Below are 22,881 nucleotides of genomic sequence, written 5' to 3'. Positions count from 1 at the left end.
AATTGATGGTTAAGACAGGTGGGGTGGGTGTCGGATTGTGCGGTTATGGGGAAGCAATAACCCTCACCTCGGCCCTCTCCCTGGAGGGAGGAGGGGCAGAGTGAGGGATGTCTGAAACGTTACTTAGCGGCTAAAGCTTCTTTCACCCAGCCGTCAAACTGCGCCTGGTGCGCTTTGATCCAGCCGTCAACGTGACCCTGAATATCCGCTTCGGAAGCGTGACCGGCATGCATCATGGCATTCTCGGCGTTGATATCCGCCAGCGGCAGCTTCATCAGGCTGAACAGCTTCGCCGCCTGCGGGTTTTTCTCCGCCCAGGCTTTGTTCGCTACGATGTGCATGGTGTTCACCGGGAAGCCGTAGTTCGCGCCGTTAGGCAGCTTGGTATCGATATCCTTCTGCTCGCCAGGCATGGAAGAGAACGGCACCTGCAGCCAGACCACGTCTTTCCCCGGCACCATCACATCGCTCACCCAGTACGGCGTCCAGGTGTAGTACAGAATCGGCTTGCCTTCTTTATGACGCGTAATGGTATCGGCGATCATTGCGGAGTAGTTACCCTGGTTGTGCACCACGGTATTGCTCAGCCCGAAGGCCTCAATCTGATGGTTGATAACGGCTTCGCAGCCCCAGCCAGGCGTGCAGCCGGTCAGATCCGCTTTACCGTCGCCGTTGGTATCGAACAGTTTGGCGATTTTGGGATCTTTGAGCTGGGCAATATTGCTGATTTTGTACTTCTCAGCGGTTTTTTTATCGATGAGATAGCCCTGAGCGGCACCTTCGACATAATTCCCCTCGCGATAAAACTTTTTGTCTCCACCGGCGGCGGCAAACATGTCGTCGTGCAGGGGCTGCCAGTTAGTGGCGGTAAAAGTGGCATCGCCAGAGGAAATTGAGGTGTAGGCCACGTTGTAGTCCACTTCGCTTGGCTTATTGACGGTGTAGCCCATTTTCTCCAGCGCTCGGCTCACCAGCAGCGTCTGGAACGTCTCTTCGGAGATGGTGCTTTGAATCGGCTGAACGGTAATGCCTTTGCCCGGCAGGTCGGCGGCAAAGGTGCTGGTGGTAACGAGTGTGGCAAGGGCTGTGGCTAAGATCGCAGTGTGTCGCATCGTTAATCCTTAATTGTTGTGATGGGGCAAGGGGCGGCAAAGCTGCCGCCGCCAGGCTTATTTACAGAAGGGACGGGTCAGAAGACCCAGCGGGCCGGTGGTGTACCAGCGGCGGTTGCCACGGCTACGCGAATCGCGGCCAATGGACTGCGTCAGGCGGTCAAGAATAATAGCGAGGATCACGATCCCCACGCCGCCGACGGTGGCAAGGCCCATATCCAGACGGCCTATGCCGCGCAGCACCATCTGGCCAAGGCCGCCTACGGCAATCATCGAGGCGATTACCACCATAGAAAGGGCGAGCATCAGCGTCTGGTTGACGCCGGCCATGATGGTCGGCATCGCCAGCGGAAGCTGCACTTTGAACAACATCTGATGCGGGCTTGCGCCGAACGAACGAGCGGCCTCAATCAGATCTTCCGGCACCTGTTTAATCCCCAGAATGGTCAGGCGCACGATTGGCGGCAGGGCGAAGATAATCGTCACCACTACGCCCGGCACGTTGCCGATGCCAAACAGCATCACAATCGGCACCAGATAGACGAATGCCGGGGTGGTCTGCATCGCATCAAGCAGCGGTCGGATAAATTTTGCCGCCCGCTCGCTGCGCGCAAGCCATATGCCGAGCGGTAGCCCGATAATCATGCAGAACAGCAGGGCGGTCAGCACCAGCGCCAGGGTGACCATCGCCTGGGACCAGGCCCCGATGGCACCAATGGCGACCAGCGAGACGAGCGTGGCGATCCCCATACCGAGGCTGGACATCTGCCAGGCGATCAGCGCGAAGATAATAATGGCCACCGGTGCGGGCATCCCCAGCAGAAAATGCTGGAAGCCACTGAGGATGTAATCTACCGGCACGCGGATGCCCTGGAACACCGGACGGAAGTTAGTGACCACCCAATCGATGCCGTGTGTTACCCATGTGTCGAGCGGGATCAGCGTCTTATGGAACGGATCGAGAATATTAAAATGTTCGGCCTGCGGCGCAGGAGCAGCATTCAGCCAGTCTGACCCGCCGCTGGCGGCAGGCGCTGATGCTGCCTGGCTGCCCCACGCGTCTGCGCTGGAAGCGGCCTGATTGGTTGTTGCGTCGGCAGCCGCGCTGCCGGTATCCCACGGATTTGCTGAATTACTCACTGGTTGCCCCCTCACGGTCTAATGCCTGCAGCAGCACCCCTTTCGAGATGATGCCCACGTACTGATTCTCATCGCCCACTACCGGCACCGCGCACGGAGCCTGGCCTACATGGGTGAGCAGGTCGCTCAGTGACGTGTCGGCGGAGACGGGCGCCGGGGACTCCAGAAACGCGCTTTCCAGACCCAGCCCGTTAGCCAGTGCGCTTTTCAGGGAGTCGGTAGAGACGATGCCGAGGAACTTCTGGCCGCGCTCAATGACATAGCCATATTCACGGTCGTCATCCTGCAGCAGCTTCAGGGCCACGCGGGGACCAAAGCCGGCGGTCTTGCGCAGCAGGCCAGCCGGGCTGCGGCGGGCGATATCTTTTGCGCTGAAGACCTGGCTGATATCCACGCCGCGGAAGAAGGTGCGCACATAGTCATTAGCCGGATTATTAAGAATTTCATCCGGCGTGCCGACCTGCACAACTTCACCGCCCTGCATAATGGCAATCCGGTCGCCAATACGCATAGCCTCATCAAGATCGTGGGAAATAAAGACGATGGTACGCTGATGCTTCGCCTGTAATTTAACTAGTTCATCCTGCATCTCAGTACGAATTAACGGGTCGAGGGCCGAAAAGGCTTCATCCATCAATAATATGTCTGGATTGATGGCCAGCGCGCGGGCTAATCCTACACGCTGACGCATGCCGCCGGATAGTTCATCAGGATAAGCGTGGGAATAATTCTCCAGCCCAACCTGACGCAATGCATCAAGGGCTTTTTCCTGACGTTCAGCAACCGGCATGCCCGCTAATTCCATGCCAAAAGCGGTATTATTCAGCACGGTCATATGCGGCATTAAAGCGAAGGACTGGAAAACCATTGAGATCTTATTTTTGCGAACCTCGCGGAGTTCTGAATCTGATATTTTGGCAATATCCACGCCGTCAATCAGCACCTGTCCACGGGTTGGTTCAATCAGGCGATTGAGAAGGCGAACCATGGTCGATTTACCCGAGCCGGATAACCCCATGATGACGAAGATCTCGCCTTCTTCAATTGCCAGACTGGCGTCTTTCACGCCAAGTGACAGCCCTGTCTTTTCCAGTATCTCTGCTTTAGTAAGGCCTTTCTCTATATATTTGAATGCGCGCTGTGGATGCTCGCCAAATACTTTATATAAATTCTTTACTTCTAATTTAATTGCCATGCAATAAAGTTAATCCCATGTTTAATTTAGCGATACACAATATCCTGATGGAAATATTTACCGGGTTATACCCTAACATACTCAGATTCTGAGACAACCCTCAAGCTCCCCTGGAACAATATCCACAAAACAAGCGTGGGCGAAATTTTCAGTAATAGCAGGGGCTAACGGCAAACCCGCAGCAGGCGATGTTTTTTGTCAGCGGTGGATTATTCTGCCGGAATGGATGTCATTCTGTGTAAATTGTGATCTTCATCATGTGCAGCTATTACACAGATGAAAAGTGATTTCTCTTAAATAAATGTGGCTTTGAAAATTGGTCAGCGCACTTCGTTATATTTCGCTCACTACTTAAGGAATGGAGGAGATCGTCCACAGATTACGTGCACGATTTTTCTGTATGACCTTTTTAATAATTTAGGATTTTCTTTATGGTAAACTCTGCGGTTCAGCTTTTTCAGGCGTCAATTTTTTCGTTTGTTAAAAGGTTTTTACCCAATTAAAGAGATATCTTTAACGGACTAACCAAAAGGTATGTTATGAGTCAAAACGATACGGAAAACGTCGTTAGCCGCAGCAAGATAAATCCCCCTGTGTTTTTTATCTCTGCCGCATTAATCATTGTTCTTGTTACTTTTTCTTCCGTTTTTCCCGAGTTAGCGGACCGCAAATTCAAAGCGCTGCAGCAGGGAATTTTCACTAACGCCAGCTGGTTCTATATCCTCGCCGTTGCCCTCATTCTTCTTAGCGTGACCTACCTGGGCCTGTCCCGCTACGGCAACATCAAGCTTGGGCCGGATCACGCTCAGCCAGATTTTAGCTATGTCTCGTGGTTTGCCATGCTGTTCTCTGCGGGCATGGGCATCGGCCTGATGTTCTTTGGCGTTTCCGAACCGGTGATGCACTATCTGAACCCGCCCGTCGGCACACCGGAAACTATAGAGGCCGCCAAGCAGGCCATGCGCCTGACCTTCTTCCACTGGGGTCTTCACGCCTGGGCAATTTATGCCATCGTCGGGCTGATTCTTGCCTTCTTCAGCTATCGCCACGGTTTGCCGCTGACGTTGCGCTCCGCGCTCTATCCTATTATCGGCAACCGAATTTACGGGCCGATTGGCCATGCGGTGGACATCTTTGCTGTTATCGGCACGGTATTTGGCGTCGCTACTTCGCTCGGCTATGGGGTATTGCAGGTCAATGCGGGGCTGAACCACCTGTTCGGCGTGCCAATTAACGAAACCGTGCAGGTGATACTGATAGTGGTCATCACCGGTCTGGCAACGCTTTCCGTAGTCTCTGGGCTGGATAAGGGTATTCGTATCTTATCCGAACTGAACCTCGGTCTTGCCGTGCTGCTGCTGCTGCTGGTCATGATCCTCGGCCCAACCGTCCTGATATTGAAATCCTTTGTGGAGAATACCGGCGGCTATCTTTCGGAGATCGTCAGTAAGACCTTTAACCTCTACGCCTATGAGCCTAAATCCACCAACTGGCTGGGCGGCTGGACGCTGCTCTACTGGGGCTGGTGGCTGTCGTGGTCGCCGTTCGTCGGCATGTTTATCGCCCGCGTTTCCCGTGGCCGTACCATTCGTGAGTTTGTGACGGGCGTGCTGTTCGTTCCGGCAGGCTTTACGCTGCTGTGGATGACGGTATTCGGCAATACGGCTATAAATCTGATTATGAATAAAGGGGCGAAGGATCTGGCTAATACGGTTCAGACCGACGTTTCGCTGGCGTTGTTCAACTTCCTCGAGCACTTCCCGTTCTCTACCGTTCTGTCCCTTATCGCGATGGCAATGGTCGTGGTGTTCTTTGTCACCTCTGCGGATTCCGGCGCAATGGTGGTGGATACCCTGGCCTCCGGTGGCTCCGACCAGACGCCGGTCTGGCAGCGGATCTTCTGGGCAGCCATGATGGGCGCAGTAGCGATTGCTCTGCTGATTGCCGGTGGGCTGGGGGCGCTGCAAACGGTGACAATCGCCAGTGCGCTGCCGTTCTCTGTCATCCTGCTGGTCTCGATTTATGGTTTGCTGAAGGCGCTACGTATTGACGCCTACAAGCAGGACAGCCAGCAGATGACCACCATCGCGCCAACCGCTGCCCGCAATCCGATCTCCTGGCAGCGCCGCCTGCGAAACATCGCCTATTTCCCGAAGCGTTCGCAGGTTAAACGCTTCGTCAGCGAAGTGGTCCACCCGGCGATGCTGCTGGTGGAAGCGGAGCTGGCTAAGCAGAATACCGTCTCCGCCATTGACGATACCGCGGACGATCGCATTCGTTTCGAAGTGGATTTTGGTGACGATCTCAACTTCGTGTATGAAGTTCGACTGCGCGCTTATATTCAACCCGCCTTTGCGCTGGCTGGCCTGAGCGAAGAAGAGCGTGACGACGAACAGAAATATTACCGGGGTGAGGTTCACCTGAGAGAAGGCGGGCAGGATTACGATGTGATGGGCTGGAACCAGGAACAGATCATCCACGATATCCTTGACCAGTACGAGAAGCACCTGCACTTCCTGCATCTGGTTCGTTAACCAGCCGGGTGACGCTGCGCTTATCCACCCATTTTTGTAAATCGGATAAGCGCCAGCGTTGCCCATTAGTTTTTGTAGATCGGATAAACGCCAGCGCCATCCATTAGTTTTTGTAGGTCGGATAAGCGTCAGCGCCATCCGACACTTAAGACACCTCAGGCAATATCAAAAGTTCCAGTCCTCATCCTTAGTCTCAACCGCCTTACCCATCACATATGACGACCCGGACCCTGAGAAAAAGTCATGGTTTTCATCCGCATTGGGTGAAAGCGAGGCCAGAATTGCCGGGTTAACCTCCGCCATTTCCGGCGGGAAAAGGGCGTTATAGCCCAGGTTCATCAGCGCCTTGTTGGCGTTGTAGCACAGAAATGCGCTCACCTCATCGACCCAGCCCACGCCGCCGTACAGCGCTTTGCTGTAGGCGATCTCGTTTTCATACAGATCCATCAGCAGACCAATGGCGAAGTTTTGTAGCTCTTCCTGCCGCTCCGCGCGCTCCTGCGCCAGCGCCTTCTGGTATTTGTAACCGATGTAATAGCCGTGCACGGCCTCATCGCGAATAATCAGACGGATAAGATCGGCAGTGTTGGTCAACTTGCCCCGGCTGGACCAGTACATCGGCAGATAAAAGCCGGAATAGAAGAGGAAAGACTCCAGGAACACGCTGGCAATCTTCTTCTTAAGCGGATCGTCAGCGTGGTAGTGGGCGAGGATAATCTGCGCCTTGCGCTGCAAAGGTTCGTTCTCTTCGCTCCAGGCATAGGCCTCGTCCACGTCTTTGGTCTGGCAGAGCGTCGAGAATATTGAGCTATAGGAGCGGGCGTGAACCGCCTCCATAAAGCTCACGTTCGACAGGACTGCCTCTTCGTGCGGGGTGAGGGAATCCGCCATCAGCGCCGGGGCACCGACGTTATTCTGAATGGTATCCAGCAGCGTCAGCCCGGTGAATACGCGGATAGTAAGCTGCTGCTCGTCGTGGGTCAGCGACAGCCACGCTGGGATGTCGTTAGACAACGGCACCTTTTCCGGCAGCCAGAAGTTGCTGGTCAGCCTGTTCCACACTTCAAGATCTTTCTCGTCCTCGATCTTGTTCCAGTTGATGGCCTGAATTTGCGCAATCGTCGTCATGTTCTCTCCTTATAAGGCGCAGGACACGCAGCCCAGCACCTCCGTTCCTTCCAGCGCCATCTGCCGGAGGCGAATGTAATAGAGCGTTTTAATGCCTTTTTTCCAGGCGTAAATCTGTGCTTTATTGATGTCGCGAGTGGTGGCTGTATCCCGGAAAAACAGCGTCAGCGACAAGCCCTGGTCGACGTGGCGTGTGGCCTCGGCGTAGGTATCAATGATCTTCTCCGGGCCGATGTCGTAGGCGTCCTCATAAAACTCGAGGTTGTCGTTGGTCATAAACGGGGCAGGGTAGTAGACGCGACCGGTTTTGCCCTCTTTGCGAATCTCAATGCGCGAGACAATAGGATGAATGCTCGATGTTGCATGGTTGATATACGAGATGGAGCCGGTCGGCGGAATGGCCTGTAAATTCTGGTTGTACAGGCCGTGCTTCATAACGTCGTCGCGCAGCTGCCGCCACTGTTCCCGCGTCGGGATCTCTATCGCCGCCCCGGCAAACAATTCGCGTACCTTGTGGGTTTTCGGCTGCCAGTCTTCTTCCAGATACTGGTGGAAATAGTCGCCGCTGGCGTAGCGGGAGTTTTCAAAGCCCGCAAAGCGCTGGCTGCGCTCCTGAGCCAGCAGGTTCGAGGCGCGAATGGCGTGCCAGGTGATGGTGTAGAAATAGATATTCGTGAAGTCCAGCCCTTCTGGCGAGCCGTAGGCAATGCCCTCGCGGGCCAGATAGCCGTGCAGGTTCATCTGCCCGAGGCCAATCGCGTGGGATGCCGCGTTCCCGGCATCTATCGAAGGCACCGAGCGGATATGGCTCATGTCCGAGACCGCCGTCAGCCCACGAATTGCCGTCTCCACCGTGCGGCCAAAGTTCGGCGAGTCCATGGTATGGGCGATATTCAGCGAGCCAAGATTGCATGAAATGTCTTTACCGATCTGCGCGTAGTCGAGATTTTCGTCATAGGTGGACGGGCTGTTAACCTGCAAAATCTCTGAGCAGAGGTTGCTCATGTTAATGCGTCCATCAATCGGATTGGCGCGATTAACCGTGTCCTCAAACATAATATACGGATAGCCGGACTCAAACTGGATCTCCGCCAGCCGCTGGAAGAAGTCTCGGGCGTTGATAACCGTTTTGCGGATGCGCTCGTCCGCCAGCATCTCTTCATATCGTTCGCTCACCGCGATATCACCAAACGGCTTGCCGTAGAGGCGTTCAACGTCATACGGCGAGAACAGCGCCATCGGCTGATTGTCCTTCGCTAACTGGAAGGTGATGTCAGGAATGACCACGCCGAGGGAAAGCGTTTTGATACGAATTTTTTCGTCGGCGTTTTCGCGTTTGGTATCCAGAAAACGCAGAATGTCCGGGTGATGGGCGTGCAGATAAACGGCCCCGGCACCCTGGCGTGCGCCGAGTTGGTTGGCGTAGGAAAACGCGTCTTCGAGCATTTTCATTATGGGGATCACGCCGGACGACTGGTTTTCGATGCGCTTAATCGGCGCACCGGCCTCGCGCAGGTTTGAGAGAAGAAATGCCACGCCGCCGCCGCGCTTTGAAAGCTGTAATGCAGAGTTCACCGCCCGGCCAATGGACTCCATATTGTCTTCGATGCGCAGCAGGAAGCAGGAGACCAGCTCGCCGCGCTGCTGCTTGCCGCAGTTCAGGAAGGTGGGTGTGGCGGGCTGAAAGCGGCCGGAGAGCATCTCATCCATCAGTAGCCAGGCTAGCTTCTCGCTGCCCTGCGCCAGCGTCAGCGCTACCATGCAGACGCGATCCTCGAAGTGCTCCAGGTACTCTTTACCGTCGTAGGACTTCAGGGTGTAGCTGGTGTAAAACTTCCAGGCGCCCAGGAACGTTTTGAAGCGGAAGCCGCTGTTGTGCGCCTTCTCAAACAGCGCCACGACAAAGCCATACTCGTAGCGCTTCAGAACTGAGTCGTCGTAGTAGCCTTCTGCAACCAGAGCGCTGAGCCTTGCATGCTGGCTGGGATACTGACGGGTGCGGGGCAGCACGTGCTGCTCATGGAACTTTTCGACCGCCAGCTCGTCTTTGGCAAACTGGATGCGGCCATCGGCATCATAAAGATTCAGCATGGCGTTGAGCGCGTGATAGTCCGCGCTCCCGGTCGCGGTTACGCGGATTGATTCTGTCGTAGCCAAAATTCGCTCACTCCTTTACGCACGTTTTCGATGTCTTGTTCGGTGCCGAGCAGCTCAAAACGATAGAGGTACGGCACCCGGCATTTTTGGGCTATCACGTCGCCCGCCCGACAGAACCCTTCCCCGAAGCTGCGGTTGCCGCTGGCGATCACCCCGCGCAGCAAAGCCCGGTTTTCAGGGTTGTTCAAAAAGCGAATGACCTGAGCCGGCACCGCGCCTGCAATCCCGCCGCCGCCGTAGCTGGGGACGATCAAAATATAGGGTTCGGTCACGACCAGCTTCTGTTTAACCTCAAGCGGAATGCGCAGGGCGGGCAGCCCCAGCCGCCCGACAAAGCGGCGGGTGTTTTCCGAAACGCTGGAGAAATAAACGAGGCTGCTCATGCCTGGGCAGCGAGGCGCAGGCGGTTGATCATGTCCGGGCGGAAGCCGCTCCAGCTCTCCTGGTCGGTGACAACGACCGGCAGCTGGCGAAAACCCATGGCCCGCAGATCGTCCGCCGCTTCGGGCTGCTGGTCGAGATTCACCAGCTCAAAGGCGAAGCCACGGCTTTCGATGGCGCGTTTGGTTGCATGGCACTGAACGCAGTCGTTACGCGTGTAAATGGTAATGCGCATGATTCGTATTCTCTCATTGGTTGATGATTGAATACTAGATGTAGTTGAAAAGATATTCAACCACGCAAGATATAGTATTTTTAGATAAGGGGGGGTAGCGCGGAGGAGGGCGTGGCAAAAAATGTAGGGTGGATAAGCGATAGCGTCATCCACCGGGAGATCACAAAATCTACATCCGCATACTGATTGCCAGACGGTTAAAGGCGTTCATCAGGCTGGCGGTGAAGGTCAGGTCGCTTATCTCCTGCGCGGTGAAAAACTGCAGCAGCGGGTGGTAAACGGCATCGTCCGCGCCGCCTTCGGTAATCTTCGTTACCGCTTCGGCCCAAGCCAGTGCCGCGCGCTCTTTATCACTGAAGTGATTACTTACTTCCCATCCTGCGAGGGCGTCCAGCTTACTCTGCTCTACGCCGCCCTTGCGCAGCGCTTTGGCGTGCATCTCCAGGCAGTAGGCGCAGCCGTTAATCTGCGACACGCGCAGGAAAACCAGTTCTATCAGCGTCGAACCCAGCGAGCTGCCTTCCAGACCGCTCAGCGCCTGAAGCATAGGTTTAAACACGGCCGGGGAGAGGTCGTAGTAAGGCTGGCGTAATTCGATCATGGTGTTGCTCCTCATGTTGGTGTGGGGGCAATTTATCACTATGATGGACTGCATCAGAGAGCCATAAATTAACTAAAAAAGCAGACCATGAAAAATAAGCCTGCCTCAATGATAGTGAACGCTCACCACGCTATCCCCCGCTACCAGCAGATTGCCCGTCAGATCAGACAGGCGATTGGCGACGGTGAGCTTGCGGCGGGCTGCCGCCTGCCGTCCAGCCGGACAATGGCGCTGGAGCTGGGCGTGGCTCGGGCGACGGTGGAAAACGCCTATGGTGAGCTGGTTTCTCAGGGATGGCTGGAGCGGCGTGGCCAGGCGGGGACGTTTGTCAGCCCCTCCGCAAGCCCGACGGCCAGCGGCGCAAACATTGCGTCCAGCCAGCCGCAGGGTGCGCCGATGCCTTTTCAGATGGGCCTGCCCGCGCTGGATGCTTTCCCGAGGGCGCTGTGGGCGAGGTTGACGGGCAGAAGGTTACGGCTGCAGACGCGCTACGATCTGCTGATGCCGGAGGCAAACGGCGAATCGACGCTTCGCCAGGCCATTGCGGACTACCTGCGCTTTTCGCGAAACATCGACTGTCAGCCGGAGCAAATTTTTATTACGGCGGGCTTTCAGGCCTCCATGCGGCTGGTGGTCAGGGCGCTGGCAAAAGCGGGCGATGGCATCTGGCTGGAAGATCCAGGCTATCGCTACGTCCGCCCGGTATTTTCCGACGCGGGAATGGCGTTACATCCGGTACCGGTGGACGGCGAGGGAATGCAGATTGATTATGGCCTGGCGCATTATCCTCAGGCGCGTTTTGCGCTGTTGACGCCTGCCCACCAGAGCCCGCTGGGCGTGGCGCTCTCCGTTGCCCGGAGGCATCAGCTGCTGGAGTGGGCATCCGCGCAGCAGAGCTGGATTATCGAAGATGATTACGACAGCGAATTCCGTTACCAGGGAAAACCTCTGCCGCCGGTTAAAAGTCTGGATGGGCCGGAGCGGGTAATTTATGCCGGGACCTTCAGCAAGTCGATGTTTCCGGCGTTACGCACCGCGTGGCTGGTGGTACCCCAGCAGCAGGTGGCCGCCTTTGTGCGCCAGAGCAGGCATCTTCCCTGCACGGTGCCGATATTAATCCAGCAGACGATTGCCGATTTTCTGCGTGAGGGCCACTTCTGGCGCCATCTGAAGAAAATGCGTCAGTGCTACAGCGAGCGACGAGTCTGGCTGGAGTCCGCGCTGGCGGAGCAGGGGTTTGAAGTGGTGCCGCAGGCGGGGGGAATTCAACTGGTAATGCGCATGCAGGGAGACGATTGCGCGATGGTGGCTAAAGCCAGGGCGGCGGGCCTTGCCGTACAGGCATTAAGCGACTGGCGAATGACGTCTGCGGGCGAGGGGGGAATAGTGATGAGCTTTACGAACATCTCCTCACAGGAGACGGCCAGGCGCTACGCGCTTAAGCTTCGGCAGGTCATAATGTAAAAACCCCGGCAGCCAGGGCTACCGGGGTCAAACGCACATTGAGGATCACTGTTTGTGAGTGCGTAAAGCCAGCTTAGCGGCGTGAGCAAAGCAGCGCGCCGAGCACCAGGCCCACCGCTGCGCTCAGCCCAACGCTTTGCCATGGCTTATCGCGAATGTATTCATCCGCACAGCCCAGCGCGTCACAGGCGGCTTGTTTTACGCGGCCACGGCCCTGCATACGGGCTCGTGTCTCTTTCAGGAGGGATTCAGCCTTTTTACGCGCCGCTTCACCTTCCTCTTTAACATCGCTACCGAAAGACTTGAGAACTTCTTCCAGCGTATCCGCCAGCTGGTTCACGTCGCGGTTAATATCATCAACACCTTCATCAACTTCGTTTCGATTTGGACGGTTAAACATTGTTATCTCCCTTTTTGCGATGTGATTTCTAGTGTAGACCATAATGTTAACTAATGAGTCCGGTTACGGACTTTCACCGTCTTTATGGACTATTCCGAAAGCCGCGCTATTGCTGGTTAATGTATGGTTGCCTGGCTAAGAAGATGACGAGGAAAAAAAATGTATTTACGACCTGATGAGGTGGCCCGCGTACTGGAAAAAGCTGGTTTTACCATGGATGAAGTGACGCCAAAGGCGTACGGCTATCGCCGTGGAGACAACTATGTTTACGTCAATCGCGAAGCCCGGATGGGGCGCACCGCGCTGATTATCCATCCGACGCTGAAAGAGCGTAGCCAGTCACTGGCCGACCCGGCGACGGACATCAAAACCTGCGACCACTATCAGCAGTTCCCGCTGTACCTTGCCGGTGACGTGCATCAGCACTACGGTATTCCGCACGGCTTTAGCTCCCGCATCGCGCTTGAGCGTTATCTTTCAGGGCTGTTTGGCGAGCATTAATCTTCAGGACTGGCAGCGCTGCCAGTCGTGCTCTGGCGAGTCAGACGCCTGCTTTGGCGTTACTGTATTCGCTAAGACGGAACAGCCGACGGCAGTAGTCCAGAAAATAGCCGTAAACCGCCCCCATCAGCATCGAAACCACAATATTTGAACTTACCGCTGCGGCAATCTGGTTCCAGTCTGCACCCACGCTTAACAGAATCAGCGCGTAAACCGGGGACTGGAAGGTGATATAGGCCAGCACGTCCGCCAGGTTTTTCACCCAGCTTGCCCTGCTGTAGCGGCGTGCAAAGCGCATGCAGGCATCGCGATAAACCCCGTATGGCCAGGCGATCAAAATATTGACCGGCACCGCCACCAGGCGTGAAGAGAGGGACTGGTCGAAGCTCATGCCTGAGAGAAAGATTTCAATCATCATGTTCACTACCGAGCAATAGACCACCATAGCAAAAGTATCTGCAGCTACGTGGCGCAGGCGTGACTCAGGAGAAAACATTATTCTGGCTCCGGGATGCAACGAGTAATAAATACCAGTAATTTGGCTGATTACTAGCTTGATGATTTGAGTAATTTACGATGAGTAGATTATATGTCTGCGCAGAAATCATCAATTAGCGTAAAATTTTTATTTATCGCCGTTTCGTCAATAAAATTCGCTGGAAGGGGCGATATGCACGTGCTTTCCTTATTTTCTCGCTCGCAGGAAGGGATTTGTCTTTTAATCAGTTAGTTATAAAAGTAGCCGGAGCCGCGGCATGACAGGACAGCGTGCGAAGATAGGAACAGAAGACTGTATGAGATGAGACGGCGGGGGATGCCCGCCAGCAGGGCCGGGGTCAGCAGACGCCGAAATCTCCTTCTTCCTGATATAACGCCAGCTCCGAGGCTTTAAAAGTGATTTTCTCGCCGCTGAGGATATTCGCTGGCGTACAGGTCACCTCTTCCCCCTGAACGTCAATCACTTCCATTTTTGGTCCGCCTTTTTTCGGCTGAACGAGATCGCCTGCTTTAAACATACGTTGCCTCTTTATCTTGGTGAAGGAACCCTACTTTAACCATAGATCAGTTTGTTAAAGCGAGAAAGCAGCTGCTAACGACGGCGGTTCCACGGCATGACTTCAAGAAGGCGGGCCATGCCGCAAAAACCGCTGATACCGGCAAACAGCAGGCCAGCGCCGATGAAGCCGGACAGCATGAAGAACCCCGGATGAACGGCATAGCCAAGCACGACACCTGCCAGAATGAGCGAACCCGCCACAATCTGCACCTGACGTATCACCGGAAGTGGCTGGGTGCGGTCTGCCAGAGTCTGCTGGCCGTCTTTCTTCCAGGCGTTCAGGCCGCCCTCAATCAGCATCACCTTCGCCGGTTCGAAGGCGGCCTCAAGCTTCTGGGCATTCTGCGAGGTGCGCATCCCGGACTGGCAGTAAAAAATCACCGTATCGAAAGGATCGAAGGGGCCAAGACGATCGCCCTTATCGATGGCGGAAAGCGATAGCAGATGCGCCTCGGGAATATTTTCACGCGCGTACTCGTCCCGCTCGCGAATGTCGATCAGCGCCGCACCTTGTGCAAGCAGGACTTTGGCCTCCGCGGGGGAGATGGTTTGAATAGTCATAGGCTCCGTAACGCTTCCTGGGCAACTTGATTTAACAGGATGCTAAACCAGTGTCGTGGAAAGTGAAAGGCTGGCTAAGGCGATGGCCGGCACCTCAGACCCTCTGGGGACCGGACTATGATGTACAAAACAGAGCAGGGATAAGGAGGACCTGTCAGCAACGCCCTGCTGCTGGAGATTTTCATTTTTAGAAAATTGATCGCTATCAATTTTTGCGCGGTTGACCGTGTTGAGTAAATCGTAACCCTGCCGCTATGCTTCTTTTTTCATAGTCATTCCATTTGACGGTAAATTTTGTCTGGACCAGGTTAATGACAAAATGCGGAAGGTGCAATTTTGATATTAAATATATTTTCAAAAAAGTGGCGAAATGCTCAAAATTGATCTGACGCATAATGCGCGAGTTAGCCTACCGTTTTTTGCATACATGCGGGCCAGGAAAGTTATAGCATTGTCTTTTATTGCACTCCTGAGTGTATAAGAAGATACTTTCGTAATCTAATATGCTTCGGCAAGAGTCGGTTATTAGATTATAGCGAGGGATATTTAGATGAATGCACTTATTCGTGAATTTTAAATGGTCAGGCAAGCGGGTGTGAACAACATGAAAATTGGTTTCGAACGAAACGCAGAGATATGAAATACACGAGTTTATTTATTCATAAATAGTTGAAAGGTCAGATAATCGATACTGTTTACGCGGCAGAACAGAATCAGACACAGCGTTGCTTAACTTAAAATACGACCCGGGTTTCCTATATAAGATGAGCGCCTGGCCAAATGGCGCTCACCGGGTTTTGAATACAAAGAATCCCCACAAATGCGTTATTGCCACAGTAATAGCCCTGATTCGCATGATCAATATCATGAAATTATGTTTTTTATTAGGATTCGGATCTAAGGCATTTTTCCTGAAGGGCATTCGCAACGTTTTGCTCTATGCAGCAGCGGGGCGTACCAAAGCTGGAAGCGGGTTGGGCCTCACTTTCCTTGCTTTCAGTTTCACTGAACAAGGACCACTCGTTCCCCATGATCTCCGAGAACTCTTCCTTGACCAGATTAAGCCTGTGCGTAATGCATTCACGGCAATGAGTATTACCTGCTTTTACTTTCCCAAGGCAATAGCCGCCCAGTAGATTGCAAATATTGACGTAGTCATCATCAAAGTTAAAGTTATTCATTTTGTGCTCCTGTTAGAAGTCAAATGTTGATTTAAAATAATATTTTTGCATTTATAGGGGGTTGTGCTCTTACATGATTACATTTGGCGCTCTTTTAGTGCTGCTAAATATGTATTTTATATTACTATGAGGAGTAATAACATGTGAGTCGATAATTTATTTGAAAACAAGAAAGTCAAATTTTACTCATTTTCCTGCCCGGCAGCTTCACAAACTGCTGAATCAAACTACTCTACTCATTTAAATTAATTCATAGCGAATAGTGACGGCTTATATTTATATTTTAGTGCCTGATTTGGTATTTATGCAGCAGGTCAATCTGTAAGGGCAGCGGTGTAACGTTCTCCCTGACCGATAAAATGGTTTAAGGTTTAGTATATTGCTTTGTGTGTGTAATTAACATTAACGTAATTGAATGATTTTAAAGTATTTCATGGGTAAAATTCAAATTTACACTTTCTTCGCAAAGAGACTTCTGTTTTTGATATTATTAGATTAACTATTACAAGCAATGGTTTGTGATATTAATAAACAATATGCTTTTTTTGGATTCAATCTTACAGGTACCCATTCAAGGGGAAAAAATGCAGTCAGGAGATGATTTTACACGCTTCAGAAACGATGCTGAGGGAAAAAATGGCGACGAGTCAGGTCCGGATGTGTTAGTTCGACGCACATTTATCCTTTCCGAATGTGCTGATAAGGCACTGATCAATATCGTTGCTCAAAATAAAATTCATGATCGCGAGCCCGGTTCGGTGAGTGCGCTTCTCAGGGAAATCATATCGGGACACCTCATGCTGCAAAGCGACCTTCGGGATAAGGCATATGAAAGTTATCAGCCGCTGCGGTTCAATATTACATTAAATGGTACCGTTGAAGAGATCCTTACTCTGGAAGATTATCGTAAGCGCAAGGCAGACAAGACTAGCCGGACGTTTACGATTTTGAAGACGCAGCTGAGTAAAATAGAGAAACTGGCCGCTGAAAATCACATAAAAGGCAGTGGTCCCAGAACAGTCAATGCCTTGTTATTACACATCGTGAATATCTATCTCCTGCAGAATGAAAATATCTGACATTCACATCGCCCAGGTAGTGGGCCAGTTAACTTGCTGCAATGCTGACGCACATTGTTAAAGTCTGAATTGACTTATTTCAAAGATGGGGATAGAACTGAAAAAAGTGATTTTATTGGCGAATTGCTGCGCAGCGAGTGGGTGCAACAGGAACAGATGTCCTGGTGGACCGGGCTGTAGCCGGTGAGATTTGCTGGCATAAAAAGTATAAAAGAGTTAAATAAGGGAAACATACAATTCACGTCAAATACAACGCTGCTACAAAAAATCTTATGAATCACATCTCAGATATCTTCGGCAAAAGGAATTATTAAAATAATAATTTTTTGCATTCAGGCAAGGCCAGTGTGTCAAGAAAAAGGATACACTGGCAACTTTGAATGAAGTCTCAATTTTTTTACTCAATATTGTACGATCTCAACTTTTCCTTTGTCAAATAAAACAAGATTCATTTTTAAATATTCGAGTTAATTTTGCCGCAGGAATCCAATAATTTCGCAATCTGCAAAATGTACTTTAAGTTAATGATAAAGACAATATTTTAAAAACGCTTCGGAATGTCGCGATTGATGGCAACCAGTCGGGCATTTTTGATAGTAATATAGCCACCAGATTTCAGCGCGGACAAAATCTGGAAAACATAGCTTCTTGATAAACGCGTTCTTTTAAGTATAAAACTTGCAATCCCCTCATTAAACTGTGCACTTTCTTCCATTCTGTACATGTAGCGATGAAGCATCTGTCTAACGGTTGCGTAGCCAGAATCGTTGTTTCTCTCATAATAAATGTGGATAAGCATAGAAGACATATAGGTCAGGATTTGGCTCAAAAGCTCTGCATTCTCAGGCACCTCGTAAAATATCTCTTTAAATTCTTTCGTCGTCAACTGGAAAATCGTCACTTCACTTTCAGCCTGATAATATAACGGCAGCTGATAATGTCTCTCGAGTAACCCAATTGGCATAAAAGTGAAGATTTGTCCTATCATCAGTCCTTCGCTTGAACTGTTAGACATTGTCATCTGGCCGGATGTCAAGATCAGGATTTCATCTTCTTTTGGACGAAGGATTGCTCCGGCGGGAAAAGTTATCTCACGCCCTTTTTGCATTATGCTCTCTTTTAAACAACTGAAATCAGTTTGTGCATAGATATGTTCAGTCATGCTAAATAAATCAGGCATTTTTTATTCTCTCAACGTTCATTTTGTACGTGTGTAACTAGCTGCTATAAAATTAATTTTAAATTTTCAGAAAGTGTAATGTAAATTACGGAGTTTGAGGTTAGTAACTAAATTAGTTACAGCTTCTTTTGGTATCATAATTAAGAGGTGTTGATTGTCAATGCATTTTAGTAATAACAGCGGTGATGTGTGTGCTTAATTTTTTTTATTCGTGTTAAGACTTTGATAGACAATTTCCTTCAATGCATAATGCATGAAGTGGCGATTTATTGTTGAGCCCAGCAGTATATCTCAAATCAGCTTCACTGTTTCTTTATCGTTGGTGAATGGTGCCTGCCTAAACGGATCTCTGTGTTTATTGAAATCCCATTTCCCAGGATAGCTTTCGTTAGAGAACTTGCCAGCGACTGGGCAAGAAAACTGTCGGCTACATTAACCTGCGGAGAAACACGCACGCCTCTTTGGCCATATTTGTCGATTATGAGCTGCCAGCTTTCGGGTTGCCATGATGAGAAGCCATGAGGCTCGATCGGCACGACAAGGTTTTCTACGATACAAGCGAGAGCCAGCGCATAAAATAGAAGAAATTTCTGAAAACCTGAAAATTGGCACTGCTTCAGTGTTATCCAGAAAGCAATGATCCCCCACAATCCGGTAATGCGTGGTAGGACATAATACCGGGTTTCACCCGTGGGAGACCAAATTAGCTGTAGCGTCATCAGGGAGGCACCGGCAATCAGCAACATTCCGTATGTACCTGGCGCATTGCCGGGGTGCACAAGCAAAAAAGAGGTACAAATGACTGCAGCAAAAAGCCAGCCCACCATGTTATAAGGCAGGTAGCTTCCCATTCCCCCATTTTTGGGCCAGCATAAATGGAGCAGAAAGCTCAAACATAGGCCAAACAGCATCATTCTATCTGCGATGATTTGTCGCTGCACGTCGCAATGCATTGAGTTAATCATGGTTAATCACCGTACGTTTGTCGAAGCAAAATTAATTGAAAGGGGCGAGCCTGGTGCATCTTTCTCAACAGTTTCATTAGTACAATAATGAATAAATACTCGGATGTCTCTGACTGATAATTGCTGAACTACTCCACTTTTTAACGAGAGATGGTTTTGCCTGTGCCTGAATAATATATGCTTAGCGAAGCATGCTACGGATCATGACCTTTTGATGAAAGGAAAATGTAACATTTCATCAGTAACTTCGAAAATTAGAGTTATTCTTCATTATCATCTAAGAATGAAGAATTTGGTCGGCTGTATCCAGCGCACATTTTCTTTAGATGTTTATAAAATAGGAATGATACTCCTTTGATTGCGCTCCAGGTAGTCCATTGCTGGACTATTTATCGATCTGTACTGGGGTTGTGTTTTGTTAAATACATTTACAAAAAAATAATTTTTCCAATTATCACTATGGAGGTAAAATCCAGGATCGCGTTCCCATTTATTATATTTTATTGTGTATCCCCCCTTAATCTTGCCATTTGCATTTAGAGATGTACCGGCATATTCATACTTCCAACTACAGAGTTCGCTATGTTCAAAGCCCGTTTTGCTGAACATAAGATCATTGTTGTGATTAAGTCGGTTGAAGCCGGACTAAGTGTGAAGAGGTCTGCCCGAGGCCGATATCTCAGAACCTACGTGCTACAACAGGAAGTCTAAATACGGTGGCATGGAGGTGTTTGATATCAAAAGATTTAAGACATGGAGGATGAAAATCGACATCCTAAGCAGATGTTTGCTGACCTGAGCCCGGAGTGTCGTGCACTGAAAGGTATCATACAAACAAGCTTTAAAACCAGCCTTTAGGCGTGAGACGGTGTCGCATCTGATAACGACATTCGGACTCAGTATTCGCCAGGCCTGTCGTAGCCTTAACCATCAGCAGGATGGTTTATCATTACCGTCCGGATAATATGCGTGACGAGCCTGTTATTTTGGCATTACAGGCTGTAGCCGAACGGTATGCACGATACGGTTTTCCAACGCTGTTCCAGGTCTTGCGGCGGTAGGGACATTACTGGAATCACAAACGGAAATATTTGAGTAGTTTCATCGGCCAGCTGAGCCATGCTTAAAGAGCATGAAGGTGTTGAGAAAGCTTAAAATTCAAGATGGTGGTGAACTAAAGAGAGCGTATTGATGGAAGGGGTGAAGCACACGCCCCGGAGGGCGCAAAATACTATTTTCCGGTCACTGCAGTTTTTATTCTGAACCTCATGCAATACCATTTCTGAATTTCCTGCGCCAGCGATATGGCATGGTTAGCATACCCTCTTTAACGAGTTTTCCAGACTTACCAAGCTTATAGCGAAGCAAAGTGTCCAGCACCTTATCACTACGGTGAATCCAGGGCTCGACGTTATCATGCGCTATATGTTTATCGTCAAGTAGCGCCCGAAGCTCCGCAATCTCTTTAAAGCAGGCCAGGCGTTCAACACGAACTTGTTCAAGAATCAAGGCTAGATGGTGATTTAGCTTCAGTTCAGGTGCTGCTTGGGAAGGGTCGTATAATGACTCCCAAAGCTGAACTTTTCTTTCCTTTTTTAAGTAAAGATTCATAATGTCAATTAAGTGATTTTTTAATATAAATCGATTCTATCTGCTTTCTATTTAACCCACCAGTCCATTATCATAGTGTTTTATCTGGCGTTCAGCCAGTTCATTTAGGCGTGGTTCATGTTCTTTTACGTCAATACAGTGTAAATACAATTGAAGTTTTGTCTCATACTGGACTTTGTTGTTGGTCTTTTGAAGGCTATCATTTGTTGAGTTCTATCTGGATTATGTATTTTGCTGCGCTATATTTGTATGATTTGCAGCGAATTTATTCTTCAAGCAAGTTTATATTGTTTGTTGTGAAAGTTAAAGATGGCAAAGCTTTGTGTAGGTAAGTGTTAATTCGGAGCAAGTTGTGTTTGGTTTTTTGAAAGGGCTATCTTTAACTTTGCTGTCAATAATTATTTTTGGTAGCTATCCGCTCTCAGCGCAGGCCTACAGTAAAGCCGAAGCGCCTCCCCCCTCCCAGGACGCCATTATTCAGCGGTTGAAGCTAAGTCCACAGCAGTTGGAAAACGTGAATTTACTGTACCAAAAATTTGATGCGGATATCAGAGATATACAATTAGATAGTTGTCGAATTGGCATTGTAACCGACATGTTTAGCTCTGGGATGTGGAAGGGTAAAGAATTAAAAAAAGAGTTGGCTGCATTTTCTCACCTCGATGAGCAAATGAGCTACCTGCGCATCAAATACTATTTCAACGTAAGTAAAGTGCTAAATAATACTCAGCGCTCAATGTTTCGTGACGATTTCATCGCAGCGATTAAAGGATGATTTAATATAAAAGCAACGACTGTTTTTTTATCGCAAAAACAGAATGATGCAGGCATGTGTATAAGGTGTAGAATGTACGATGTTATTTTCGATTAAATCGCAGCGTCGCTTGAAAAGAAGAAGCTATTGCGCTGAGTCGCCACAAGATGACTTGATGTCCTGTACTCAGGAATACATGAAGTTCAGCGTGAATGGGATAAAAAAGGCGCAACTACTGTTTATCACAGGCAAGGTCGGGAGCGTTCAGAAAACCAAGCTATTCACGTATGATTTACGAAACTCATGGCCATTAAGCATGGCTGAATAACTTTGCTGTCTGTTTTTAATAGGCGGGAAGTTTGTATCTCTCCGCATGCTTGTGGATAAGAAATATGGTTATATGCTATGAAATATGAATTACTTCGTGTCCGCAACGGTAAGGTTGCCAGCGTTTCCTTCGCCGAGCTTCTGTTTGACCTGATCTATGTCTTCGCGGTAACGCAAATATCCCATTATTTGCTTAATCATTTAACCGTTAATGGTTTTGTTGAGTCACTGGTACTCTGGTTTGCAGTGTGGCTTGCCTGGCAATATACCGCATGGATAACAAACTGGTTTGATCCTGAAGCTCGGCCCGTGCGGCTGATGCTGTTTGTTCTTATGCTGCTGGGGCTGTATGTGGCAGCCGCGATACCTTCAGCTTTTGGCGAGCGAGGGCTAATTTTCGCGCTTTTTTTTGTCGCTATTCAGGTGGGCCGAACTTGCGCAACGCTATTTTTTATCGAGTCGTCCAGCCCTCTTCGCATGAATTTCCTGAGGATCCTCGGCTGGCTCTGCATCTCTGCGGCTTTTTGGATCGCCGGCGGATTTAATCAGGGTAACGCGAGGCTGCTGTTTTGGTTTATTGCTGTGCTCTGTGAATATATCTCTCCTATGCTGGGTTATCATTTGCCCTTTTTAGGGCGCTCGAAAAGCGAAACTGACTGGACGATAGAAGGCCATCACCTGGCCGAGCGTTGCCAGCTTTTTGTTATCGTTGCCTTAGGGGAGACGCTATTGATCACCGGATCAAGCCTAAGCCGGTTAGCCGTCTGGCAGCCGCCAACCATCATTGCCTCTATTGTGTCATTTATTGGTTGTCTGGCCATGTGGTGGATCTACTTTGATAAAACCAGCAAAGCGGCGAGCCTGGCTATAAGGCAAAGTTCTAATCCCGGAAAAATGGGAGCGTACTTTCACTATGTGCATGTCGCGTTAGTGGGGTCGATAATCGTTTATGCCGTGGGCAATGAGCTGACTATTGCTCATCCTGATGAGCATATAACGCGAGTGACGAATGCGGTTTTAATTTTCGCGCCAGCTTTATATTTACTGAGCAGCAGCTTTTTCAAAAAGATTGTTTACGGCAGATTTCCAGCATCCCATATCGGCGGTTTGCTTGCGTTATTGGTTCTTGCCGTCATTGCTAATATTACAGATTTGCTGATGGTGAATACCTGCGTGTCTGTGATCCTTATCTACGTTGCTATCTGGGAGGTGATCACCAGCTGACCGTATGCAAAAAATATACGGATAAAACCGTTCTCAATGCGGAATGAATCCCTCTCTGCGTGGGGCGTAAACAGTAAAGTGTTGCTTAAAAGGA

22 protein-coding genes and 1 pseudogene are annotated in these 22,881 nt (G+C 50.2%); 7 read left to right on the top strand and 16 right to left on the bottom strand.

The genetic code is table 11. The features are described from left to right. Positions 1-119: 119 nt before the first annotated feature. Genes proX through proV form a run of 3 tightly spaced genes read right to left on the bottom strand, consistent with a single transcriptional unit; the run spans position 120 to position 3,447 of the window. Positions 120-1,112: a glycine betaine/L-proline ABC transporter substrate-binding protein ProX gene (gene proX, locus ACA108_17145; GenBank protein ID XEX95067.1), complete on the bottom strand. Its 993-nt coding sequence runs from the start codon at positions 1,110-1,112 to the stop codon at positions 120-122. A gap of 57 nt (positions 1,113-1,169) precedes the next feature. Next, complete coding sequence (proW, locus tag ACA108_17140) at positions 1,170-2,252, bottom strand: glycine betaine/L-proline ABC transporter permease ProW (GenBank protein ID XEX95066.1); 1,083 nt, start codon at positions 2,250-2,252, stop codon at positions 1,170-1,172. After that, positions 2,245-3,447: a glycine betaine/L-proline ABC transporter ATP-binding protein ProV gene (gene proV, locus ACA108_17135; GenBank protein ID XEX95065.1), complete on the bottom strand. Its 1,203-nt coding sequence runs from the start codon at positions 3,445-3,447 to the stop codon at positions 2,245-2,247. The genes proW and proV overlap by 8 nt, the downstream gene beginning before the upstream one ends. Positions 3,448-3,986: 539 nt before the next feature. Between proV and ACA108_17130 the strand changes: the two genes are divergently transcribed. Next, the gene (locus tag ACA108_17130; GenBank protein ID XEX95064.1) at positions 3,987-5,981 is read left to right on the top strand and encodes a BCCT family transporter; all 1,995 of its coding nucleotides are present in this window, start codon (positions 3,987-3,989) and stop codon (positions 5,979-5,981) included. Positions 5,982-6,146: 165 nt separating this feature from the next. Here ACA108_17130 and nrdF read toward each other — a convergent pair whose 3' ends face one another. The 5 genes from nrdF to ACA108_17105 form a co-directional block, all read right to left on the bottom strand. Next, a complete protein-coding gene (nrdF, locus tag ACA108_17125; protein ID XEX95063.1) occupies positions 6,147-7,109 on the bottom strand; it encodes a class 1b ribonucleoside-diphosphate reductase subunit beta in 963 nt (320 codons plus the stop codon). A 9-nt stretch (positions 7,110-7,118) separates the two neighbouring features. Next, complete coding sequence (gene nrdE, locus ACA108_17120) at positions 7,119-9,266, bottom strand: class 1b ribonucleoside-diphosphate reductase subunit alpha (protein XEX95062.1); 2,148 nt, start codon at positions 9,264-9,266, stop codon at positions 7,119-7,121. Next, on the bottom strand, positions 9,239-9,649 hold the full coding sequence (gene nrdI, locus ACA108_17115; GenBank protein ID XEX95061.1) for a class Ib ribonucleoside-diphosphate reductase assembly flavoprotein NrdI: 411 nt from the start codon (positions 9,647-9,649) through the stop codon (positions 9,239-9,241). The genes nrdE and nrdI overlap by 28 nt, the downstream gene beginning before the upstream one ends. Further along, positions 9,646-9,882, bottom strand: coding sequence for a glutaredoxin-like protein NrdH (gene nrdH / locus ACA108_17110; protein XEX95060.1), 237 nt, complete (start codon positions 9,880-9,882; stop codon positions 9,646-9,648). Before nrdH ends, nrdI begins: the two co-directional genes overlap by 4 nt. Before the next feature lie 169 nt (positions 9,883-10,051). Beyond that, positions 10,052-10,483, bottom strand: a complete 432-nt coding sequence (locus ACA108_17105) for a carboxymuconolactone decarboxylase family protein (protein XEX95059.1) — start codon at positions 10,481-10,483, stop codon at positions 10,052-10,054. A 132-nt stretch (positions 10,484-10,615) separates the two neighbouring features. Between ACA108_17105 and ACA108_17100 the strand changes: the two genes are divergently transcribed. Beyond that, positions 10,616-11,947 (top strand): PLP-dependent aminotransferase family protein, encoded by a 1,332-nt coding sequence (locus tag ACA108_17100; protein ID XEX98145.1) that lies wholly within the window; start codon positions 10,616-10,618, stop codon positions 11,945-11,947. A 73-nt stretch (positions 11,948-12,020) separates the two neighbouring features. Here the strand turns inward: ACA108_17100 and ACA108_17095 are convergent, their stop codons facing one another. Next, positions 12,021-12,347 carry a DUF883 family protein gene (locus tag ACA108_17095; GenBank protein ID XEX95058.1) on the bottom strand — a complete coding sequence of 109 codons (327 nt, stop codon included), beginning with the start codon at positions 12,345-12,347 and terminating at the stop codon, positions 12,021-12,023. A gap of 159 nt (positions 12,348-12,506) precedes the next feature. Between ACA108_17095 and ACA108_17090 the strand changes: the two genes are divergently transcribed. Beyond that, entirely contained in the window at positions 12,507-12,848 is a 342-nt protein-coding gene (locus tag ACA108_17090) for a DUF2002 family protein (protein XEX95057.1), read from the top strand. Positions 12,849-12,888: 40 nt separating this feature from the next. Here ACA108_17090 and alaE read toward each other — a convergent pair whose 3' ends face one another. The 4 genes from alaE to ACA108_17070 all read right to left on the bottom strand — a co-directional run bounded on the left by alaE (position 12,889) and on the right by ACA108_17070 (position 15,647). Beyond that, a complete protein-coding gene (gene alaE, locus ACA108_17085; protein ID XEX95056.1) occupies positions 12,889-13,344 on the bottom strand; it encodes an L-alanine exporter AlaE in 456 nt (151 codons plus the stop codon). Between the two features lie 340 nt (positions 13,345-13,684). Further along, positions 13,685-13,864 carry a hypothetical protein gene (locus ACA108_17080; GenBank protein XEX95055.1) on the bottom strand — a complete coding sequence of 60 codons (180 nt, stop codon included), beginning with the start codon at positions 13,862-13,864 and terminating at the stop codon, positions 13,685-13,687. A gap of 74 nt (positions 13,865-13,938) precedes the next feature. Further along, complete coding sequence (locus ACA108_17075; protein XEX95054.1) at positions 13,939-14,466, bottom strand: rhodanese family protein; 528 nt, start codon at positions 14,464-14,466, stop codon at positions 13,939-13,941. Between the two features lie 884 nt (positions 14,467-15,350). Then, positions 15,351-15,647 (bottom strand): hypothetical protein, encoded by a 297-nt coding sequence (locus ACA108_17070; protein XEX95053.1) that lies wholly within the window; start codon positions 15,645-15,647, stop codon positions 15,351-15,353. Positions 15,648-16,231: 584 nt separating this feature from the next. On the opposite strand from ACA108_17070, the gene ACA108_17065 reads away from it, so the two are divergent. Continuing rightward, complete coding sequence (locus tag ACA108_17065; GenBank protein XEX95052.1) at positions 16,232-16,726, top strand: hypothetical protein; 495 nt, start codon at positions 16,232-16,234, stop codon at positions 16,724-16,726. A gap of 541 nt (positions 16,727-17,267) precedes the next feature. Here ACA108_17065 and ACA108_17060 read toward each other — a convergent pair. Together ACA108_17060 and ACA108_17055 are read right to left on the bottom strand one after the other, a co-directional pair. Further along, the gene (locus tag ACA108_17060; protein ID XEX95051.1) at positions 17,268-17,906 is read right to left on the bottom strand and encodes a helix-turn-helix domain-containing protein; all 639 of its coding nucleotides are present in this window, start codon (positions 17,904-17,906) and stop codon (positions 17,268-17,270) included. A 302-nt stretch (positions 17,907-18,208) separates the two neighbouring features. After that, positions 18,209-18,871 (bottom strand): hypothetical protein, encoded by a 663-nt coding sequence (locus tag ACA108_17055; protein XEX95050.1) that lies wholly within the window; start codon positions 18,869-18,871, stop codon positions 18,209-18,211. A 582-nt stretch (positions 18,872-19,453) separates the two neighbouring features. On the opposite strand from ACA108_17055, the pseudogene ACA108_17050 reads away from it, so the two are divergent. Beyond that, positions 19,454-19,929, top strand: a pseudogene (locus ACA108_17050) (transposase). Between the two features lie 208 nt (positions 19,930-20,137). On the opposite strand, the gene ACA108_17045 reads toward ACA108_17050, so the two are convergent. After that, the gene (locus ACA108_17045) at positions 20,138-20,482 is read right to left on the bottom strand and encodes a hypothetical protein (GenBank protein XEX95049.1); all 345 of its coding nucleotides are present in this window, start codon (positions 20,480-20,482) and stop codon (positions 20,138-20,140) included. Between the two features lie 352 nt (positions 20,483-20,834). On the opposite strand from ACA108_17045, the gene ACA108_17040 reads away from it, so the two are divergent. Both ACA108_17040 and ACA108_17035 read left to right on the top strand, forming a co-directional pair. Further along, on the top strand, positions 20,835-21,257 hold the full coding sequence (locus ACA108_17040) for a Spy/CpxP family protein refolding chaperone (GenBank protein ID XEX95048.1): 423 nt from the start codon (positions 20,835-20,837) through the stop codon (positions 21,255-21,257). 384 nt (positions 21,258-21,641) lie between these two features. Then, positions 21,642-22,787: a low temperature requirement protein A gene (locus tag ACA108_17035; GenBank protein ID XEX95047.1), complete on the top strand. Its 1,146-nt coding sequence runs from the start codon at positions 21,642-21,644 to the stop codon at positions 22,785-22,787. The last annotated feature ends 94 nt before the right edge of the window (positions 22,788-22,881 follow it).

Origin of the sequence: Dryocola sp. LX212 (assembly GCA_041504365.1) — a bacterium.
Classification (GTDB): Bacteria; Pseudomonadota; Gammaproteobacteria; order Enterobacterales; family Enterobacteriaceae; genus Dryocola.
Note: the sequence above shows the minus strand (reverse complement) of the source record. Positions and strands in the feature narration are given on the sequence as shown.

Excerpts from the sequence above, each read along its gene's own strand:
- ACA108_17095 (XEX95058.1), bottom strand. The coding sequence starts at position 12,347 with ATGTTTAACCGTCCAAATCGAAACGAAGTTGATGAAGGTGTTGATGAT.
- nrdF (XEX95063.1), bottom strand. The coding sequence starts at position 7,109 with ATGACGACGATTGCGCAAATTCAGGCCATCAACTGGAACAAGATCGAG.
- proX (XEX95067.1), bottom strand. The coding sequence starts at position 1,112 with ATGCGACACACTGCGATCTTAGCCACAGCCCTTGCCACACTCGTTACC.
- nrdH (XEX95060.1), bottom strand. The coding sequence starts at position 9,882 with ATGCGCATTACCATTTACACGCGTAACGACTGCGTTCAGTGCCATGCA.
- ACA108_17075 (XEX95054.1), bottom strand. The coding sequence starts at position 14,466 with ATGACTATTCAAACCATCTCCCCCGCGGAGGCCAAAGTCCTGCTTGCA.
- ACA108_17045 (XEX95049.1), bottom strand. The coding sequence starts at position 20,482 with ATGAATCTTTACTTAAAAAAGGAAAGAAAAGTTCAGCTTTGGGAGTCA.
- ACA108_17105 (XEX95059.1), bottom strand. The coding sequence starts at position 10,483 with ATGATCGAATTACGCCAGCCTTACTACGACCTCTCCCCGGCCGTGTTT.
- ACA108_17055 (XEX95050.1), bottom strand. The coding sequence starts at position 18,871 with ATGATTAACTCAATGCATTGCGACGTGCAGCGACAAATCATCGCAGAT.
- nrdI (XEX95061.1), bottom strand. The coding sequence starts at position 9,649 with ATGAGCAGCCTCGTTTATTTCTCCAGCGTTTCGGAAAACACCCGCCGC.
- proV (XEX95065.1), bottom strand. The coding sequence starts at position 3,447 with ATGGCAATTAAATTAGAAGTAAAGAATTTATATAAAGTATTTGGCGAG.
- ACA108_17035 (XEX95047.1), top strand. The coding sequence starts at position 21,642 with ATGAAATATGAATTACTTCGTGTCCGCAACGGTAAGGTTGCCAGCGTT.
- ACA108_17060 (XEX95051.1), bottom strand. The coding sequence starts at position 17,906 with ATGCCTGATTTATTTAGCATGACTGAACATATCTATGCACAAACTGAT.
- ACA108_17080 (XEX95055.1), bottom strand. The coding sequence starts at position 13,864 with ATGTTTAAAGCAGGCGATCTCGTTCAGCCGAAAAAAGGCGGACCAAAA.
- alaE (XEX95056.1), bottom strand. The coding sequence starts at position 13,344 with ATGTTTTCTCCTGAGTCACGCCTGCGCCACGTAGCTGCAGATACTTTT.
- ACA108_17070 (XEX95053.1), bottom strand. The coding sequence starts at position 15,647 with ATGAATAACTTTAACTTTGATGATGACTACGTCAATATTTGCAATCTA.
- ACA108_17065 (XEX95052.1), top strand. The coding sequence starts at position 16,232 with ATGCAGTCAGGAGATGATTTTACACGCTTCAGAAACGATGCTGAGGGA.
- ACA108_17130 (XEX95064.1), top strand. The coding sequence starts at position 3,987 with ATGAGTCAAAACGATACGGAAAACGTCGTTAGCCGCAGCAAGATAAAT.
- ACA108_17090 (XEX95057.1), top strand. The coding sequence starts at position 12,507 with ATGTATTTACGACCTGATGAGGTGGCCCGCGTACTGGAAAAAGCTGGT.